Annotated in this window: 16 protein-coding genes; 14 read left to right on the top strand and 2 right to left on the bottom strand. The window is 43.0% G+C overall.

Annotation, left to right across the window (positions count from 1 at the left end; all coding sequences use genetic code 11):
- The gene (locus IWX76_RS04865) at positions 1-1,023 is read right to left on the bottom strand and encodes a chemotaxis protein CheB (RefSeq protein ID WP_196858737.1); all 1,023 of its coding nucleotides are present in this window, start codon (positions 1,021-1,023) and stop codon (positions 1-3) included.
- Positions 1,024-1,134: 111 nt separating this feature from the next.
- On the opposite strand from IWX76_RS04865, the gene IWX76_RS04860 reads away from it, so the two are divergent.
- The 8 genes from IWX76_RS04860 (at position 1,135) to IWX76_RS04825 (ending at position 10,742) form a co-directional block, all read left to right on the top strand.
- Positions 1,135-1,710: a YceI family protein gene (locus IWX76_RS04860; protein WP_196858736.1), complete on the top strand. Its 576-nt coding sequence runs from the start codon at positions 1,135-1,137 to the stop codon at positions 1,708-1,710.
- A 46-nt stretch (positions 1,711-1,756) separates the two neighbouring features.
- Complete coding sequence (locus IWX76_RS04855) at positions 1,757-2,611, top strand: pirin family protein (RefSeq protein WP_196858735.1); 855 nt, start codon at positions 1,757-1,759, stop codon at positions 2,609-2,611.
- A gap of 2 nt (positions 2,612-2,613) precedes the next feature.
- The gene (locus tag IWX76_RS04850; RefSeq protein WP_196858734.1) at positions 2,614-4,062 is read left to right on the top strand and encodes a phytoene desaturase family protein; all 1,449 of its coding nucleotides are present in this window, start codon (positions 2,614-2,616) and stop codon (positions 4,060-4,062) included.
- A gap of 34 nt (positions 4,063-4,096) precedes the next feature.
- A complete protein-coding gene (locus IWX76_RS04845; RefSeq protein ID WP_196858733.1) occupies positions 4,097-5,356 on the top strand; it encodes a YeiH family protein in 1,260 nt (419 codons plus the stop codon).
- Between the two features lie 209 nt (positions 5,357-5,565).
- Positions 5,566-5,868, top strand: a complete 303-nt coding sequence (locus IWX76_RS04840) for a hypothetical protein (RefSeq protein ID WP_196858732.1) — start codon at positions 5,566-5,568, stop codon at positions 5,866-5,868.
- 217 nt (positions 5,869-6,085) lie between these two features.
- Positions 6,086-7,141 (top strand): helix-turn-helix transcriptional regulator, encoded by a 1,056-nt coding sequence (locus IWX76_RS04835; protein ID WP_196858731.1) that lies wholly within the window; start codon positions 6,086-6,088, stop codon positions 7,139-7,141.
- 72 nt (positions 7,142-7,213) lie between these two features.
- Positions 7,214-8,032: an endonuclease/exonuclease/phosphatase family protein gene (locus tag IWX76_RS04830; protein ID WP_196858730.1), complete on the top strand. Its 819-nt coding sequence runs from the start codon at positions 7,214-7,216 to the stop codon at positions 8,030-8,032.
- Between the two features lie 37 nt (positions 8,033-8,069).
- The gene (locus IWX76_RS04825; RefSeq protein WP_196858729.1) at positions 8,070-10,742 is read left to right on the top strand and encodes a M14 family metallopeptidase; all 2,673 of its coding nucleotides are present in this window, start codon (positions 8,070-8,072) and stop codon (positions 10,740-10,742) included.
- On the opposite strand, the gene IWX76_RS04820 is transcribed toward IWX76_RS04825, so the two are convergent.
- Entirely contained in the window at positions 10,739-11,386 is a 648-nt protein-coding gene (locus IWX76_RS04820; RefSeq protein ID WP_334641234.1) for a DUF4159 domain-containing protein, read from the bottom strand. The genes IWX76_RS04825 and IWX76_RS04820 overlap by 4 nt on opposite strands.
- A 125-nt stretch (positions 11,387-11,511) precedes the next feature.
- Here IWX76_RS04820 and IWX76_RS04815 point away from each other — a divergent pair, with 125 nt between their 5' ends.
- The 6 genes from IWX76_RS04815 to IWX76_RS04790 all read left to right on the top strand — a co-directional run bounded on the left by IWX76_RS04815 (position 11,512) and on the right by IWX76_RS04790 (position 20,270).
- Positions 11,512-12,516, top strand: coding sequence for an AAA family ATPase (locus tag IWX76_RS04815; protein WP_196858728.1), 1,005 nt, complete (start codon positions 11,512-11,514; stop codon positions 12,514-12,516).
- A complete protein-coding gene (locus tag IWX76_RS04810; RefSeq protein WP_334641233.1) occupies positions 12,516-13,400 on the top strand; it encodes a DUF58 domain-containing protein in 885 nt (294 codons plus the stop codon). Before IWX76_RS04815 ends, IWX76_RS04810 begins: the two co-directional genes overlap by 1 nt.
- A gap of 2 nt (positions 13,401-13,402) precedes the next feature.
- The gene (locus IWX76_RS04805; RefSeq protein ID WP_196858727.1) at positions 13,403-14,812 is read left to right on the top strand and encodes a BatA domain-containing protein; all 1,410 of its coding nucleotides are present in this window, start codon (positions 13,403-13,405) and stop codon (positions 14,810-14,812) included.
- Positions 14,809-16,947, top strand: coding sequence for a hypothetical protein (locus tag IWX76_RS04800; RefSeq protein WP_196858726.1), 2,139 nt, complete (start codon positions 14,809-14,811; stop codon positions 16,945-16,947). Before IWX76_RS04805 ends, IWX76_RS04800 begins: the two co-directional genes overlap by 4 nt.
- The gene (locus IWX76_RS04795; protein ID WP_196858725.1) at positions 16,947-18,551 is read left to right on the top strand and encodes a hypothetical protein; all 1,605 of its coding nucleotides are present in this window, start codon (positions 16,947-16,949) and stop codon (positions 18,549-18,551) included. The genes IWX76_RS04800 and IWX76_RS04795 overlap by 1 nt, the downstream gene beginning before the upstream one ends.
- A gap of 84 nt (positions 18,552-18,635) precedes the next feature.
- Positions 18,636-20,270: a TldD/PmbA family protein gene (locus IWX76_RS04790; protein WP_196858724.1), complete on the top strand. Its 1,635-nt coding sequence runs from the start codon at positions 18,636-18,638 to the stop codon at positions 20,268-20,270.
- The last annotated feature ends 2 nt before the right edge of the window (positions 20,271-20,272 follow it).

Raw genomic sequence — 20,272 nt, 5'->3', positions numbered from 1 at the left:
TTAGTCGGCAAGGCTTTCGTCTTCGCCAGGATTATCGGAAAGTAAAATAGCCCTGATGCGGTCAATATGCACCTGGGAGTGATTTGCCCTTTCTGTAGCTACTTTGGCAGAAGTGCCGGTTTTATCTTTAGCCATGGTCACCAGTAAATTTCTTCTCTCTTCAAACATGCGCAGGGCAATCCACATGGTTTCTTCAATTTTACTGGTCTGCTCTGCCAGCAATACCTGGGCTGTGTAAGCATGGCCGGTATGGCATCGGTAGCGTAACATTGGTCCTTTCCCAATTTTCCATAATACACCTCCACAACCCGGGCAATTAAAAGGCACCTGGTCGCCAAGCGAATTGACAGAAGGAAGGTCACTAAGCACGCGTTCGGCAATTGTCGCCTCCCTGAAAATATCTTCCGGTACATTGGCTTCCTTAGGAAGTTTCCTGTTCATGAGTTGTGCCAGGATACTGCCCATTTCTATGATATTTAGGCAATAATCTACGTCTATCTGGTTAAGTGCATTTCTAGGCATATCAGGATAACTGGCCTCGTCAGGATTCTGTACGATGCAAATGCCGCCACAACGTTGAATAGCTAATAAACCAGCTGTGCCATCGTCGAGGTACCCGGTGAGCACAATGCCAATCACCCGGTTTCTGTAGGCCACCGCGGCAGAACGGAATAAAGGATCAATACCTGGACGTGAGCGATTTTCCTGGGCACCTTTGGTCACCAGGATTTCACCGTTTTTGCCAATCATCAAATGGTGATCAGACGGCGCAAGATAAACCTGTGCCGGACGCAATAATTCTTTGTCCTCCGCCATTTTACAGGAAAGCTGGCTGCTTTTCTGAATGACATCCATTATAAATTGCGCATTGGCATCAGCTGATAGATGCATGACCATTAAAATAGGAGCGGGGAAATCTGCAGGCAGCTGCTTAATGAGGGCAACGAGCGCTTCTTGGCCACCGGCAGATGTGCCTACAACTACTACTTGTTCAAAAGATTGTTTATTTGTTGTTTTGGTCATCGGGATTTTGCTATGCGTAGAATTTCGATTGCAGGTTTTTTAGAGATATAACTTTACGCAATAGAAACCATTTCAGTCTTGAATTGTTTAACTTTAAATAAAAAGATTATTATGAAAAAATTGTTTTCCTTATTGATGATCAGTCTGGTCAGTACCGGTCTGTATGCACAAACAAGCAGCTGGAAATCTGATCCGATGCACAGCCAGTTGAGTTTTAGCACCACCCATTTAGGTATCTCTGATGTAGATGGTTTGTTCAAGAAGTTTGATGCAACCGCTACAGGAAGCGCAGCAGATTTTAGTGATGCTGTTTTTGAGCTCACTGCAGATGTATCTTCCATCGATACCGAAGTGGAGATGCGCGACAAACATTTAAGAAGTGCAGATTTCTTTGATGTGGAGAAATTTCCAACCATGACTTATAAAAGTACGGGCATTGTTAAATCGGGGGATAACAAATATAAGTTAACAGGGAACCTTACCCTTCATGGGGTAACTAAACCGGTGAGCATGGATTTGTGGTACAGAGGGACGATTGTAAATCCACAATCTAAAACGCCGACTGCAGGTTTTCAATTAACTGGTACGATTAAAAGATCGGATTTTGGTATTGGAGAGAAGTTTGCCCCACCCATGTTAAGTGATGAGGTGAAGATTAAAGCTGATGGGGAATTTAAGAAATTATAGCATGACCTTAGACAATAAAGTGGCCCTAAGTTAAAATTAATCGATCATGAGAACGGTAAAATATAAACATCAGGCAGTAAATGCACCTATAGGCGACTTGATTACCTATAGGGCATTACCTAACCAGGTTATTAAACAGATTGACCCATTTTTGTTTTTAAACCATCATGGATTTCAGGTGTATCCAGAGAATAATCGGGGTTTACCTTTCGGACCACATCCGCATCGCGGATTTGAAACCGTGACCTTTATTCTTTCTGGTGATCTGGCGCATAAGGATAACAGTGGCGCTTCCAGTATCATTGAAGCCGGTGGTGTACAATGGATGACTGCCGGACGTGGTTTAATTCATGCCGAAGTATCTTCGGCTGATTTCATGAAACACGGAGGGCAACTGGAAATTCTTCAGCTGTGGGTTAATTTACCTGCAAAGTATAAAATGGTGGAGCCTGTTTACCAGGGTAAACAAAAAAACGAAATTCCAACCATAGACCTTGAAGAGGGTGAAGTTCAGCTAACCGCCGTTTCTGGGAATTGGAGTGGCACTGAAGGTGCTTTTAAGCCATTGGTGGATATCGCTTTAGCAACTGTATTTATTAAAAAAGGCGCTGTTTATAAAACGGCAATTGCGGCAGACCATAATATATTCTTTTATGTAGTAAAGGGAGCCGTGAAAGTTAATGGTCAAATGGCTTTGATGAGAGAATTGGTGGAGTTTGCATTAGAGGGTAAGTTATTGCAGGTGGAGGCTCAGGAAGATAGTTTGATTCTATTGGGGCATGCGAAACCCTTTGAGGAACCTATTTTAGCCCATGGCCCTTTTGTAATGAATACAATGGATGAAATTCACCAGGCCTATGATGATTACAACAGTGGCGCTTTTGGTACCTGGACAGTATAGTGTTGGAACAAAAAGACTATGATGCAGTAGTTGTAGGTTCCGGACCAAATGGTTTGGCGGCTGCCATTACCCTGCAACAGCAAGGTTTATCAGTATTATTGATAGAAGGAAAGGATCAGATTGGTGGTGGCTTACGGTCGGCAGAACTCACACATCCAGGTTTTTTACATGACATTTGTTCGGCCATTCACCCAATGGTGAATAGTTCCCCTTTTTTTAAATCTTTGAATTTAGCAGCATATGGACTAGAATTTGTTTATCCAGAGATCAATGCTGCTCACCCTTTGGATGATGGTTCTGCTGCACTACTCACTGGCACCGTAACACAAACGGCGGCTTTGTTGGGTCGCGATGAACAAGCTTACCTCCATTTAATGCAAACCCTGGTTAAGGATTGGCCAAAATTAGCAGCCGATGTACTCAGTCAGCAGTTAAAGATACCCTCACACCCGGTTTCCCTTGCTCGTTTCGGAATCAAAGGATTGAGCTCCGCGCTGTCTACGGCAAAGAAGTTTGATACCCCGGCAGCACGGGCTTTATGGGCCGGTATGGCCGCGCATTCGATGTTACCCTTATCGAACCTGATGACATCGGCCATCGGCATGGTACTTCTGGCCTGTGGTCATGTGGGTAACTGGCCCATTGCTAAAGGTGGTTCCCAACAAATCGCCAATGCTTTAGCGGCACATTTTACTGCCCTGGGCGGTAAAATTCAAACCGGATGTTTTATCACCTCCATCAAACAATTACCAAGTGCGCATGCTGTATTATTTGACTTAACACCAAGGCAATTATTGGCCCTGGAAGATACTGCCTTTTCAATTGCTTACCGCAGAAAACTGGAGAACTACCGTTATGGCATGGGTGTGTTTAAAATTGACTGGGCATTAACAGCCGCCATTCCTTTCACTGCTCAACAAGCAAGAAAGGCAGGTACGGTACATTTGGGTAACACATTGGAAGAAATTGCAGCAGGGGAGCAGGCCGCTGCAAGTGGGCGTGTTACCGAAAAACCCTTTGTGTTGCTGGCGCAACAAAGTCTGGCCGACCCGAGTCGTGCGCCAACAGGCAAACATACGGCGTGGGCTTATTGTCATGTGCCACATGGCCATACCCAGGATATGACTTCCCATATCGAGCAACAGGTAGAACGATTTGCGCCTGGTTTTAAAGATTGTATTCTTGCAAAACATACTTTTAATGCTGCCCAAATGGAAGCCTACAATCCTAACTACATTGGGGGAGATATTAATGGTGGCGTGCTTGACATCAGGCAATTGTTCTCCCGGCCGGTGCTGAGTATTTCTCCTTACCGTATGGATGGGAAAGGTATGTATTTGTGCTCCTCATCCACCCCCCCGGGAGGGGGCGTTCACGGAATGTGTGGCTACCATGCAGCCAAAGCGGCATTAAAGGATATTTTTAATTTAAAGGTAACACCACTGGTTTAGCCTATTAATTAAAATAATAATCCTTTATTTGTGGATGTCATCATCTAAAAATAACCTCATTTTACACGAGGACTGGGTAGTCGTCCTTCTTGGCGCTTTTATCATTCTACTTGCAGTCATTGGATTCATCATTCCTGTTCCCGGATTTAACTGGCGCCATATGGCCGACTTCAGTACGGAAATATTTACCCTAAGCAATCTGGGTGCCATTGGTTTACAGTTTATGCTGGTATTTGTGGTTGCTGGTTTAGCGGCCTTATTAACCGGCAAACCTTTAAAGTATTTTTTAGTTGTTTTTCCGGTGGTCTATACCATTACCCTGGTAGCTTTGATGATGGCAGGCAATGCCAACATTAAAAACCTGAATCTGGAAGCCGTTATATTTAGTTTGTCACTCGGCTTACTCCTAGGCAACCTGTTTAAATTGCCTGTTTGGTTCAGGGAAGCTTTAGCCACGGAGGTGTATGTTAAGATTGGACTGGTATTATTGGGTACCGGGATTATCTTTTCCGATATTCTGAAAGCTGGATCACTGGGTTTATTGCAAGCGCTGGTAGTGGTGCTTTCTGTATGGTATTTTGCTTTTTGGTTGTGCCGGAAATTCAAGATTGATGACGAATTAACGATGATGATTTCCAGTGCCGTCTCTATTTGCGGCGTGTCAGCTGCCATTGCTACCTCAGGCGCAATAAAAGGCGACCCAAAGAAACTATCGTCAGTGATTTCCATGGTGCTGATAACGGCAATTCCGATGATGATTATCATGCCCTATATCGCGCAATATTTTAATTTCCCACAGGAAGTAACTGGTGCCTGGCTGGGCGGCAGTATCGATACTACAGGTGCGGTGGTCGCTTCAGGAACGTTGGTCGGCGAAACAGCCCTGCAAGTGAGTACCATTGTTAAGTTCTCGCAAAATGTGCTTTTGGGGGTGGCTGCATTCGCCATTTCAGTTTACTGGACTTATACTAAAAATCCATTGGCTAAGGATGAGCAAAGCAAACCTACATTGCGCATTATCTGGGAGCGCTTTCCGAAGTTTGTTTTAGGGTTTGTAGGTGCATCCCTATTATTTTCATTTGTGTTATCTCCTCAGGTAACTGCCGATGTGAAAGGAAGCCTGAAAAGCTTACAGGGATTGTGGTTTGCCTTGGCGTTCACCAGCATCGGTTTAGAAACCCGATTTTCTGAATTATTTAATAAAGAAACGAAAAAGCCACTGTATGCCTTTTTGATTGCTCAGGGATTTAACATTGTAATTACGTTAATTGTAGCTTTTATATTATTTGGGTAACCCAGTAGATTTAATTGATTGTTAATATCATTGTGAATAAATATCTCAAAAACATATTTTGTAATATCTTAAATTTAAATAATTACATGTGACTGCTTTATACTATCTTTAAAGTATTGAAGCGCAATTTTGAAAACGTGTTTTATTTGTTTATGGATAACAGGGAAGCCGAAAACTGTATAGAGTAGGCTCATTTAACAGCTAAAAATATGGAAATTTCAGAAGTACAATTACGAGGTAGTTATTATCAGGTTTACGATGTTAAAGGCAAGAAAATTTCAGAGTTAGGTAAAGCCAACGGCGCTTTGCGGGGAATTGCATCTGGTTTTTTTGTAGTGGAGCGGGGAAATTATTATGTCACCTATGATGCAAAGAGTAGAAAGTTGGCAGAAATGGGTGCATCTCAAGGGCAATTTACAAACGCATGTGGCTCCACCTTTTGCTTAAAAAAAGGAGATTACATTATTACTTATGACCAGCGCTGTAAGAAGGTAGGAGAAAGATCTGCGTAAATTGCTGATGTGCTTTTGGCGTATAATGCAATGAACAAACCGTTACGTTGAGTAACGGTTTGCACCACGCCGCTTGAGAGAGCGCTTAATGAGGGTTTCTTGTCCATTCATTAAGTGTATTTTTAAATAAAAAAATTCTGCTTTTCTTTATAAAATTACCTAATAATTTCTTTAAAGTTGTGTTTTGTTTTTTGTACTTTGCCATTAAATGTCAAAGATGAAGCAGTTAGACAGGTTAAAGTACATTTATTTGTCGTTGAATACCGCCCCACAAACGATGGAATCTATACAGGCTAATCTAATGGAGCTTGGCGTTAAGATTAGTAGCAGGCAGATTTACAGGGATCTTGCCGATGTAAGTACCTACTTTTTAAGGGGAGAAGAGCGCCTGGAACAACGGAGTCTGGAATTCAACAGAAAAGTTTGGCTTATTAACAAACATATAGAGGCAGATCCCATAACCAATTATGACATTAATACATACTTAATAAGCCGGATCACCATGCCCATCGGTTTAACCAGGGGAAGAGAGGAGTCTCTCCAAAAGCTTCAAACCCTGATTTCCAATAACCTTAATAACAGTAAGTTAGAAAATAATGCCAGCTGGATTGGCAATAGCATCACCAGTTCTAATTTTAACGAATTTCCATACGCAGAAAATTTTCATGGAACATTGGACGAAATATTGTGGGCCACTTCAAATCGCCGTAGTATAGAGGTTATCAGTTACCTGGGCGATTCAGTTTCACTATACAAATCACTAAAATTTCCTTTTATTTTTAACCCGATTAAACTGATTTACCATCGGGGAAGCTTCTTCGTTGCAGGACTTATTGACGCCACCCAACAATGTGTGGTATTGGATTCCTATCAAATTGAACAATATAAATTAACCAATAATCTTTTTCCGGTTAAAAGTGCGTTGAAGGTTGTAGAAAATAACTTAAAGAATCGATTTGGTGTCACTCAAAATATTGATGAACAAGTGTACCAGGTGATTCTTGAAGTGGCATCAACTACAGCTAAATTCCTGCGGAATGTGTTTTGGCATCATTCTCAACAATTTGTAGAATTACCTCATGGCAACTGGCAGTTAACTTTAACTTGTGGCATAAACCGGGAACTGATTGGTTGGATCTTTCAATGGATGGGCAATGTGAAAATTATTCAACCTGAAATATTACGAACGTTCTTTAGTGCGCAATTACAGGTATTAGAGAATACACACCAGAAGCCTGAATTTAACTATTCCAATCCCCTGCAGCCGGAATAGCTAAAATTATTTGAGGCTGTTTTATCCAAATCATTCTGTTAGATTTGGGGTTCTTTTACCGATCCGATCCCGATGTTTAAAAAATACCTGCTGCTCTTATTCCTATTTTGCCATGTTTCCTGTTACGCACAATATATAACAGTCTGTTCCTGGAACCTCAAAGATTTTGGACGTTCCAAAAGCGAGGAAACCATAAAAGTTATGGCCACCACTTTGAAAACTTTTGATTTAATTGCACTGCAGGAGGTGGTACCGGGGCCGGCGGGGCCGCAGGCTGTTGCACGATTGGTTGACCAATTAAATCGTACAGGCCAGGCCTGGAGTTATACGGTAAGTATGCCTACTTCGGGTACGGCTTATTCTTCAGAACGTTATGCTTTTATCTGGAAAACCAAGAAGCTAAAAATCATTGGCGATGCCTGGTTAGATAAAAAGTATGCGGCTACCATTGACAGGGAACCCTTCCTGGCCAGGTTTAAAGTACAAAAATCTGTATTCACGCTGGTTAATTACCATGCCATCCCTAAAGCTAAACAACCTGAAACTGAGATCAAGTATTTGAAGTTTTTCCCTAATTTATATCCACAGGATAATCTTGTTTTTTGTGGTGATTTTAACTTACCTCAATCTCATTCTGTGTTCAACCCCTTAAAAAAGATGGGTTTCGAGTCTGCATTAGTGGCTCAAAAGACTTCTTTGCGTCAAGTGTGTATCGAAAATGACTGTTTAGCTTCTGAATTTGACAACTTTTACTTCAATTCTAAATATGTTAAGCTTCAAAGTGCGGGTATTTTGCATTTCTATAAAGCATTTGAAACTTTAAAGTTAGCGAGGAAGGTTTCTGATCACGTTCCTGTATATTTTAATTTTATTTTAGCGCCCAGACAGTAAAAATTAGACGTAATATTTATCTTGTTCCAAATTAAAGATGATGAGTCTAAGGAAAAGAATTTTTGCTGTTATGGTTTTTGGGTTGCTTGGCCTGCAAACCGTCTGTGCACAGTTGATGCCAAGTCCTAAAGAACACTTTGGATTTAACATTGGAGACGACTATAGTCTGGCTAATTATACGCAGGCAGAAGCGTATTTTAAAAAATTAGCCAAAGTTTCGGACCGTGTAGTGCTGCAGGACATCGGCAAGACAGAGGAGGGGCGTAATCAGTACATGATGATTATTTCATCGCCTGCCAACCTTAAAAAATTAGCACGTTATAAAGAAATTTCTCAAAAACTGGCCAGGGCAGAAGACCTGACCGACGCACAAGCTACTTCGCTTGCCCGCGAAGGGAAAGCTGTGGTGTGGATTGATGGTGGTTTGCATGCCAATGAAACTGTGGCCACCCAACAACTAATCGAATTGTATTACCGCTTGTTGAATAGTACTGATCAGGAAACTACCCGGATTTTAGATGATGTGATTATATTATTGTCGCAGGTGAATCCAGACGGACAAGAGTTAATGTCAGACTGGTACATGATGGAGAAAGATGTGAAAAAGCGTAACATGAACATTCCCAGCTTGTACCAGAAGTACATTGGTCATGATAATAACCGGGATTTCTACATGAACAACATGAAGGAAAGCACGAATATCTCTCGTCAGCAATACATCGAATGGATGCCACAGATTGTATATAACCATCACCAGACCGCACCAGCAGGCGCAGTAGTGGCAGGGCCGCCATACCGTGATCCTTTTAATTTTGTGTACGATCCATTGTTAATCACCGGAATAGATGGGGTGGCAGCATCAATGATTAATCGCTTAAACGCGGAAGGAAAGCCGGGTTACACCAGGTTAAGTGGTTCAGTATATTCTACCTGGTGGAACGGTGGTTTAAGGACCACACCTTATTTTCATAACATGATCGGTATTCTGACAGAGATTACCGGTCACCCAACACCGTCATCCATCCCCCTGGTGCCTCAAAGGCTCATTCCAAGTAATGCTACACCTTTTCCAGTCAAGCCACAGCCCTGGAACTTCAGGCAGTCAATTGATTATTCTATCTCCTTAAATTATGGTATCCTTGATTATGCCAGTCGCCAGGGAGACCAGTTGTTGTATCATATTTATGTGATGGGCAGAAATGCGATACAGAAAGGCAGTGCTGATCACTGGACTTCGATGCCTAAACATACGGCAGCCTTGCAAAAAGCTTATGAAAAAGATTCCCTTGCTTCCGGACCAATCCCTTTAACCTACTATGATCAGGTCTATCAAGATAAAAGCCTGCGCGATGCCAGAGGTTATGTGATCTCTGCCAATCAGACTGATTTTCCGACAGCGGTAAAGTTTATTAATGCATTAATCAAGTCTGGCATTTTAGTGCAGCAAGCTACAGCGCCCTTTGCAGTGGATGGAAAATCATATCCTTCAGGATCGTATGTGGTGAAAACTAACCAGGCGTTCCGGCCACATGTGATGGACATGTTTGAACCACAGGATCACCCCAATGACTTTCAATATCCGGGCGGGCCCCCGGTAAGGCCTTATGATGCTGCAGGCTGGACCTTAGCCTTTCAGATGGGCGTAAAGTTTGAGCGGGTGTTGGATGATTTCGACGGACCTTTTAAACGCATTGATTATGGACAGCTGCAGGAACCGCCTGTTCAAAAAGTGAGTGCCTCAGCCACAGGTTATGTTTTAGCTGCAGCGGTAAATAACGCTTTTATTGCGGTAAATGATTTGCTTAAAAACGGTGTGGAAGTGTTTCGCTTAACGAAGCCTCATGCTGATTTTAAGGCAGGCTCATTTTATGTCTCTGCTAAAGGGAGAACAATTCTGGAGAAAACTGGAGTAACTATTGGCACGCATGCCTATGAACTAAAGCAAGTTCCTTCAGCTATGGAGCGCGTCAAACCAATTAGAATTGCTTTGTTTGATAAGTATGGAGGTTCTATACCCTCAGGTTGGGTAAGGTGGATGATGGAACAGTACCATTTTTCTTATCAGCTGGTTTATCCGCAAGATATTGATAAAGGGAATCTTCGGTCGAAATATGATGTGATCCTGTTTATCAGTGATGGTATACCAGCTTTTGGAACTAAAGCAGGAGCAAGAAGAAATAGAGAGCCTGAGGTGGAGACGATACCTGCTGCATACCGCCATATGTTGGGGAGTTTAACGCCCGAACTTTCCATAGCCCACCTGAAGGAGTTTATGGAAAAGGGTGGCGACATCGTTACCGTGGGTAGTGCCACCAGTTTAGCTTACCATTTAAAACTTCCGGTCGAAAATGCACTTTCAGCAGTAAAAGCAGATCAGTTTTATATCCCCGGAAGCATTCTACGGATGTCGGTTGATACCCTTCAAAAAGCAAATTATGGTATGCCTGCACAGGTTGATGTGGTATTTAACAACAGCCCTGTATTCCGCTTAACCGAACACACAAAGGCTCAAATTACGCCACTAGCCTGGTTTGATGAGCAGGATGTGTTAAGAAGTGGTTGGGCTTGGGGGCAAAACCACCTTAAAGGTGGGGTGGCAGCCTTTGTAGCGCCTGTAGGAAAAGGAAAATTATATGCCTTCGGACCAGAAATTACATTCCGTGCGCAGGCACATGGAACCTTTAAACTATTATTTAATCAATTGTATTAATTATTAACCCCCATTGCATATAGTATAATGTTAACACCAAACTTGGTATTATCTTCTGCCAGAAAACGTTTGTTGCGGAAGTCGTAATCCCATTCACAGCCATAATCTTTATTGCTGTACAGCACCCCAATGCGGTTGTTAACCACAATGGCTTTAAGGTAATCATGCACTAAATCATCGCCCCAGCCATTTAATTCAAAGGACGTAGTAGGTGGTCCATTCTCAAATTTGAAGAACGAAGTGTAGATCTGGTGATTGTTGGGAATCTTCCGCAAAGCCTGTGGGCCGAATAAATTGTTCATCTGCGTTTCAAAGGATTTGGCAAAGAGGCCATCGATGTCATGGTTGCAATCGTCTACAAATACAAATCCACCATTATTCACATATTTCTTGAAGTTTGCGGCTTCCTGTGCATTGAATTGTACCAGTTTATGTCCGCTTAAGTAACAGAACGGATATTTAAATAAGTCTGCACTGCTTAACTCCACAATTTTTTCTTCATGGTTAATCGGAATCGTGGTGTATTCCAGTAAGGAGTTCAGCAGGTTAGCTGGCATTCGCTGATCCGTATCCCAGTTTCCCGAACTGTATTTTATCCTGGCAAAGGTGAATTTAGATCGTTGCATGGTGTAAATTAGCTTCATTTTTTAATAAAAGCCGTTTTTTCGACATCAAAACATGTAATTTTTTTGATAATATTTGCTTGACACCTTAAATTTCAATCCTATCTCCTATATTGAAGTCCTTTAGCTAAACCTTAACCTAAAATATGGCATTGGAAATTTCAGAAGCAAACTTAAAAACGCTGATTCATAAAATATCTTTGCTAAAGCAAGAAATTCAGAAGGTAATTGTTGGGCAGGACGTCGTTATCGAAGAAATGTTGGTCGCATTAATGGCCGGCGGACATTGCCTCTTAGAAGGAGTGCCGGGCTTAGCAAAAACCCTCATGGTAAGAACGATGTCACAAGCCCTGGATCTTTCCTTTCGCCGGATACAGTTCACACCTGATTTAATGCCTACTGATATTATCGGTACGGAAATTCTGGAGGAGGACCACGTGACCGGAAAAAGATTCTTTAAGTTTAACAAAGGACCCATTTTCGCCCATATCATCCTGGCCGATGAAATCAACCGGACGCCACCAAAAACACAATCTGCTCTACTGGAAGCCATGCAGGAGTTTGAGGTCACTTATGCAGGCCAGACCTATCCGCTGGAACGTCCATTTTTTATTTTAGCTACCCAAAACCCCATTGAGCAAGCCGGAACCTATCCTTTGCCGGAAGCCCAGTTGGATCGTTTTTTATTATATGTAAAAATAGGCTATCCTAGTGCCGAGGAGGAAACCAGCATCTTATCGAGAACCACAGGAACCAAAGCAGAAAAAGTACAGCCGGTAATTGGAAAAGATGAAATTATACAGTTACAGGCCTTAACCAGGGAGGTCAGTATTAGCGACGACCTGGTGACTTACGTCAGTACGCTGATCAGGGCCACCCGGCCAGATACCACCACCAACGAATATGTTAAAGAATGGGTAAGGTGGGGGGCTGGACCACGCGCCGGTCAGGCTTTAATTTTAACCGCTAAAGCCAGGGCATTGTTTCATGGGCGTTATGCGGTGATCATGGAAGATTTACAAACGATGGCTTACCCCGTGCTGCGGCATCGGATACTCATGAATTTCAAAGCAGAAGCAGAACAGGTGACTGCGGATGATGTAACAACCGAGTTAATTAAGGTAGTTGCCCGGCCTAGCCTTCGTTTATAATGAGTACCCTCCTGGATCCAAAAGTACTGATGGCGATCAAAAGCCTGTCGCTGTCGGCAAAAATGACAGTGGATGGTTTCATGCGCGGTATCAATAAAAGTACAGTTAAAGGTCCGGGACTTGAATTTAGCCAGTACCGAAGTTATCAACCTGGCGACGACCTCCGGTCTTTAGACTGGAAAATGTTTGCCCGTTCAGATCGTTATTATATCAGGGAATCTGAAGTGGAAACAAATATTTCCGTACGCTTTTTGATTGACGGCAGTGCCTCCATGAACCATAAAGACGGCGATTTTACTAAATTAGATTATGCCAGGTACCTTGCAGCCTCTCTTGCCTACCTCTGCAATTTACAGGGCGATGCCATTGGTTTATATGTTTTTAAAGAATCAGGCATATTTTCCCTGGCAGCAAAGCAGGATTATCAACACCTGTCGCGTTTATTTTATCAATTAGAACAGTTGGAAGCCGGAGGTACATTTACCAATCCCATTCATTACAAAACTTTATATACCGGTACACAAAAACGGGAATTAGCCATATTCATCACTGATTTATATGAGGATAATGGCGAGCTATCAAAACTGCTCGATACGTTAAACACCAGGCATGAAGTCATCGTATTTCACCTGATGTCTCCCAATGAACTTGAACTCAATTATAAAGGCTATGATCATTTCGAAGACATGGAAACGGGGGCATCGATTGAGATTAATCAAGATCAGGCACGTGCCGATTACCAAAAGAACTTAAACGCCTATCTTGCTGCTACACGGATGAAGCTGTTGGACCGTCATATCTTTTACCGGATGTTAACGACCGATGTTCCCCTTGACCAGGCCTTAAGGGATTTCTTAAATCAACGAAACAAACTTAAAGTATAAACGTGGAATTACTTTATCCCATAGGTTTATTGGCTGCTGCAGGATTGCTGGTTCCGCTGTTGATTCACTTGTGGAAACTAAATCAGGGCAGGGTCTTGAAAATTGGAAACATCGCTTTGTTGGGGGTAAGTTCCAGGAAAAGTTCCAAAAGCTTTAAGCTGACCGACTGGCTGCTTTTCTTGCTGCGTTGTTTGCTGATCCTGTTGCTTGCTTTCCTGATCGCTAAGCCGGTGATGACCAAGGACTTTAAAAAAGGTGATCAAAAAGGCTGGATTTTATTGGATAAAACAGATCTTCCCCTGGTTTATAAAGAAAATAAACTGACCATCGACTCTTTATTGACTACCGGTTATGAACTTCATGATTTTAATGTTGGTTTCGAGCAGCTCAGTCTGAAAGATACATTAACACAAAACCCAGGTATTCCGGCTGTACATTTACATACCGCTTTGTTGAAACAGTTAAACAGTACCTTGCCAGCAAATTACCGGGTGTATTTGTATAGCGACCGCCGTTTGAATCAGCTGGGTGAGGAATTGCCTCAACGCTCCTATGACTTGCACCACCAGGTGATCAAGCGATCAGATACACTAAGCCAATGGACCACTAAAGCCTACGGCAAAACTTTCGAAGCACAATCTTCACCCGCATCAACACTGTATAAAGCCATTGCGTCAGATACCGGTAACATCACCATCCTGATTTACGAGTTGGGTTATCCTCAAGATAAAAAATACCTGAGCGCTGCCATTGAAGCCATCGCCGGTTTCACAGAACGCAAGATCCTGCTGAGGCCATGGAGTAAAACTAACTTTGAACAATTACAGCCTGATCTGGTATTTTGGTTAGCCGACCGTCCGCTGGATCCCTTATTAACAAGCGCCTGGAAAAAGGGTGCATCGTTATTTAGCTATGTACCCGGAAAAACACAACAGCTAGAAAGTTTTATAGCCTTTGATAACGAAGCTCTTGCTGTTGGTGGGGAAGCGATCACTTTACATAAAAGAATAAGAGCCAGTCAAAGCAAAGGGTTTCCCCTGTGGACGGACGGTTTTGGTGATCCTTTGTTATCGCTTCAACAATCAAAAGGCTTAAACCATTACCTCTTTTATTCACGTTTTAACCCACAATGGACAGATTTTGTTTGGAATGAGCAATTCGTGAAAAAGTTAATGCCATTGGTGACGGGGGCTACGGCACGCGAAACAGACTTTGGTTTCGAAAGCCATGCTGCCGATCAAAGGATGTTACCCCATGGCCAGACCATGACTTTACAGGTTAAACATAAGGGCACGGTGGACAGGGCAGACCCTAAGGAAACTATAAGTCCGATCATCTGGTTATTTGCCTGGCTGGTGTTTGTGCTGGAAAGAATATTGTCTATTCGAAATAAAAATAAATCTGCTGTATGAGGACTACAGAGGTCATTTCTTTAATCAATTTAAAGAGAAAGTGGGTTATCCTGAACTTCCTCCTGCTGTTGGGCGCTAGCCTGGCGTTGGCTCTCGTTTTACTGTACATCGCTGTCTATCAGTTTGCAGCTCCCTATTGGGTTTTGTTGCCGCTTTGGGTTGCCTGTTTTGCAGCATTGACGTACTGGCATCCCTATTGGAAAGTTTCCGAGCACACCGTTTCTCGTTACCTCGACCAGCGGTATCCAGAGCTGGAAGAAAGTACAGCGTTACTGTATAAAGATGAGCAATCACTTTCGATGCTGGAAAGGTTTCAGAAACAAAAAGTCAGGGCGAACCTTCCTGCATTGGACTTACCTGAAGTGTTAGCTAAAAAGTTGCTGTATACAGGTTTTGCCCTCGTGCTGATCCTGTTAGCTGGCTGGCTGTTAAACCTCCAGCCCCGAAAAAATAGTACTGGACTATCAACAGCAAACACCAGCATAGTGGATGCAGCTCCGGTAAAAGAAAATGTTCCGCCAAAGGTTACTGCAGTGCTGGTTAATATTACTCCACCAACTTATACTGGTCTGTCTCCAAGGATACAAACCTTGTTGAATATCAGGGCTGAAATGGAGGCGATTGTCGATTGGCAAATCACGACATCAGTACCGCTGGGGACTATGAAATTTATCTTTAATGAAAAGGAAACGGTGGTTGTTAGTCCGTTAGATAAATCCGGAACCGTGTTTAAATTACGCCGTAAACTTAGTCAGCCAGGGTTTTACCAATTAAATATTGGCGGTATAAAATCCGACTTATACCAATTAGACCTGATCCACGATTTACCAGTCCGCATTAAAATTAACAGTCCGAAACCACGGACCTTGATAGATTACGGACAGGCTCCACAGGTGAATTTAAAGGTTTCCTTGCAGGACGATTATGGTGTTAGCAATGCCTTTATTTCAGTAACCATGGCCAGTGGAAAAGGTGAGGGGGTGAGCTTCACTGAAAGGAAAATCCCTTTTAACAGTTCCTTTGCTAAGCAGCCAAATATGCAGCTAAACCAGGTGCTCAATTTGAGGTCTTTAGGACTAAAGCCAGGCGATGAACTGTATTTCTTTGTTCAGGCATTGGATACCCGCGGACAAAGCAGCCGCTCGGAAGTTTATTTTGTTTCCATGGTGGATACCGCAGAACTGATGAGTATGACGGGCATGGCGAATGGGGTAAACCTAGTGCCAGAGTATTTTAGAAGCCAGCGACAAATCATTATTGACACCGAGCAATTGCTAAAAGACAAAAGCAGCATGACCGAGCAGGTGTTTAAAAACCGAAGCAACAACCTGGGCATCGATCAAAAGCTATTGCGCCTCAGGTATGGTAAGTTTTTAGGGGAAGAATCGGAGGGAGAGATCGGGCCAGAAGAGGCCCATGAAGACGGTGATCATGAAGGTCATGACCATGGCGAGACGCCTAAGTTTGGCGATACCAAGGCCATTATGGAAAGCTATGCCCATAACCATGATGTGGCAGAAGATGCTACCTTTTTTGAGCCTGAATTAAAAGCACAACTAAAAGCGGTATTGACGGAGATGTGGAATTCAGAGCTGCGGTTACGCACTTTTAAACCGCAGGAAGCTTTGCCCTATGAATATAAAGCACTGCGCTTATTTAAAGACCTGCAACAAAAATCTAGGGCTTATGTTGCCAAAACATCGGTCAATATGCCGCCCTTAAAAGAAGAAAAACGCCTGACCGGTGAACTTGATAAGATCGGTGAGCCACTGCGCAAAAGCACTTATACAGAACCTTCGCAAAAGGCTAGCTTATTGAAGCAAACACTGGGTTTACTGGAAAAGCGTAAAGCCGGACAAGAATTTCAGGCGGCCGACTACCCCGTGCTACAGGCTGCTGAACAGGAGATGATTGTGGCTGCAGCAACGCATCCGGCTACTTTCCTGCCTGCCCTGAAACAATTAAGGAAAGTTAAGGCGGCCAAAACAATGGTATTAACTGATATTCAGGGCGTGCAAAAAGCCATCCTCAACATCATACCTGCCGCCCAGTCCAGGCCACAACAGCCTGTAGCGGCACCAGCATCAACGCTTTACCAAAGCTATTTTAATCACCTCCACCAAATGAAACCTTAATGACGGAACAACAGGTTGCCCTTTTTATGTGTATCGCTGTAGGTGTTTTTCTAATTATAAAGGAATACCTGCGGCCGAATAAATCGCGCATGCCCTGGCGTATAATCGCCAGTCTGCTGGCCGTTTTCAGTTTATACTTTCTCTTATATCCAATAAAATACCAGTCTTTAAAAAAGACCTCCCCACAGGAGATTGTTTTTTTAACCACCGGCGCAGCTGTTGACTCCATTCCTGCAAATCGCCAAGTTTACACCAGCGACAAATCAATACAGCAGGCTTTAAAAGGCAAGGCTGTATGGATTCCAGACCTGTATTTGTTCCTGCAAGAGCGCCCAGCGCTCACTAAAATCAAGCTGTATGGCTACGGACTGGAGGAAAGTCAGCTACAGCAGTTAAAGGATTATGAAATCAATTATCACCCTGCAGCTACCCCATCTGGTATAATTAATGCCAACTGGAAGCGGAAAATTAATCAAACGGAATCCCTGGTGTTGCAAGGGATTTATCACCACGCAGGTAAAGAGCCAATAAAACTAGTGTTAAAAGGGTTGGGTCTGCACCTGGATTCGGTAAAAATAAAGCCAGCAACAGATACCAGGTTTTCTTTCAAAACAAATCCTGCCTTAAGCGGTCGTGCAGTTTATCAATTGCTCGCCTTCAGCGGGAATGATACCTTAGTTAACGAGCCGGTACCTTTTGAAATGCAGGAAGAGAAACCCATGAGGATATTAATCCTCGCCTCCTTCCCTGACTTTGAATACAAATTCCTTAAAAACTGGCTATATGAACAGCAGTATCCTGTGGTTTTCAGAACACAGATTAGCAAGGGCAAATTCAGTATAGATTACCTGAATACTAAACAAACCTTAGGGAATACAATCCATAGTTCGGTTTTAAAAAATACCGACTTGCTGCTGACTGACGAAGATACCTGGGGCACTTTACCGGCTGCAGAAAAAGCGGCCATTAATAATGAAGGTAAAGCAGGACTAGGCATGATCATGAGGGCCAAAGTGGCAAAACCTACCCGTTTAAACGGTCGTGGTAAAGTAGTGGTTACCACTGTTCCCGATACCTATAACTTATTGCTGGAAGGGAAGAAGACCGCCTATGCCGACTTCTGGTCTGGATTAATAAAATCAGGGGGCAGAAAAAAGCAAGTGATCATGGATTGGCAGGTTTTACCGGAATACCCTGTTATAGGCGCTAAATCTAGAATGCTGGTGGCACAAGCAATGGGTAGCCAGATGCCAAGGGTGATCATGAACAATGATAAATTGGCAATGCGTCAGAATATGGAAAAACCATTTGAATGGGATGCCTATTTCTGGCCCCTTCAACCTGGCTGGACTTCCGCGGACCTTAATGGCCAACTAGCCTGGTTTTACGTATATGAAAACAGCCAATGGGCGAGCAGCAAGTGGCACCAAAAACTTCAGCGTACTGCAGCACATGTTTCGCAACAAAAAACTAAAGTAAAAACTATAGAAAGCACCAAAATGGACGTAAAAGAGAGTTCCATGTGGTGGTATTTTCTTGTTTTCCTGCTTTCCACAGGTTATTTGTGGTATGAAGCCCGGTTCTTTCGTAACAAAATTAATTGATAGGCGAAAAATAGGCTTCAAATATTAAAACATCATGGTAATTAACTAGATTGTATATTATTTAACTGAACCAAAATATTCATTTTGAAAAGAAAAGACTTTCTCTACTTATCTGGAATGGGCATGGGTGCCTTATTGCTTCCCAACCTCCCGGCATTCGGGAATTCCATTGACCCCTTGCAAGCCTTGGATGGGGTAGACGTAAAAATTAAAAAAGAACTGGCCGATGTGGCCTTAAATGCCGCAAGAGGCAAAGGCGCATCCTATGCCGATATTCGCATTGGCCGCTACCTGAACCAGTTTGTCGCTACACGCGAAAAACGCGTGCAGGGAATTTCCAATACAGAATCTTACGGTGTAGGCATCCGTGTATTGGCAAACGGTTGCTGGGGTTTTGCTGCCACCAATGACGTGACCAAAGATGGCATCGCCAAAGCCGCAGAACAAGCCGTAGCAGTAGCAAAAGCCAATGCTAAAATTCAGGGAGATCCTGTGCAGCTTGCCCCACAAAAAGGGTATGGTGAAGTGAGCTGGAAAACACCTTTGGAGATTAACTCCTTTGAGGTTCCGGTAAAGGAGAAAGTAGACCTATTAATGAAGGTTAACGATGTGGCCATGCAAAATGGCGCAAACTTCGTCAACTCCGTTATCTTTTCTGTAAACGAACAAAAATACTTCGCTTCTACCGACGGGTCTTACATCGATCAGGATGTACACCGCATTTACCCATCATTTAATGTGACCCGAATCGATCGTGCTTCAGGGAAATTTAAGACCAGAAACTCTTTAAGTTCCCCATCAGGTTTAGGTTATGAATACCTGAACGCAGCACCTGAACACAAGGTAGCAGGTATTGTTACCCGATACAAAGGACGTTATGATATGCTGGAAGATGTTAAATCTGCCGCTTTAAATGTAACGGAAAAAATAAAAGCCAAGTCGGTAGAGCCTGGTAAATATGATTTGATCTTAGATCCTTCCCATTTATGGTTAACCATTCATGAATCCGTAGGGCACCCTACAGAATTAGACAGGGTGTTAGGTTACGAGGCTAATTATGCCGGAACAAGTTTCCTTACCCTGGATAAATGGAAATCTAAAAACTTCAAATTCGGAAGTGATCAAGTGAACGTGGTGGCTGATAAAACACAAGTGGGATCACTTGGTGCAGTGGGTTATGACGACGAGGGTGTTAAATGCAAGAAATGGGACATCATTAAGGATGGTATCCTGGTAAACTACCAGGCCACCAGAGACCAGGCACATATTATTGGTTTAGACGAATCTCAGGGCTGCTGTTATGCACAAGGCTGGGATGATGTACAATTTCAGCGCATGCCAAACATTTCCCTGCAACCCGGAAAGGAAAAACTGAGTGTAGACAACATGATTAAAGATGTAGAAAAAGGGGTTTACATTATTGGTGATGGCAGTTTCTCTATTGACCAGCAGCGATACAACTTTCAGTTTGGTGGCCAGTTGTTTTATGAGATCAAAGAAGGAAAAATTGTGGGCATGCTCAACGATGTTTCTTACCAAAGCAATACACAGGAATTCTGGAACTCAGTTTCGGCGGTGTGCGACGAAAGCGATTACCGTTTAGGTGGTGCCTTTAACGATGGTAAAGGACAGCCTTCGCAAAGTAGTGCCGTTTCTCATGGAAGTTCAACGACACGTTTTAATGGAGTTAATGTTATTAATACAGCAAGAAAGATATAATT

Source organism: Pedobacter sp. CAN_A7 (assembly GCF_015752175.1).
Taxonomy (GTDB): domain Bacteria; phylum Bacteroidota; class Bacteroidia; order Sphingobacteriales; family Sphingobacteriaceae; genus Pedobacter.
The sequence above is the reverse complement of the archived record's forward strand: the minus strand, read 5'-3'. Positions and strand labels throughout refer to the sequence as shown.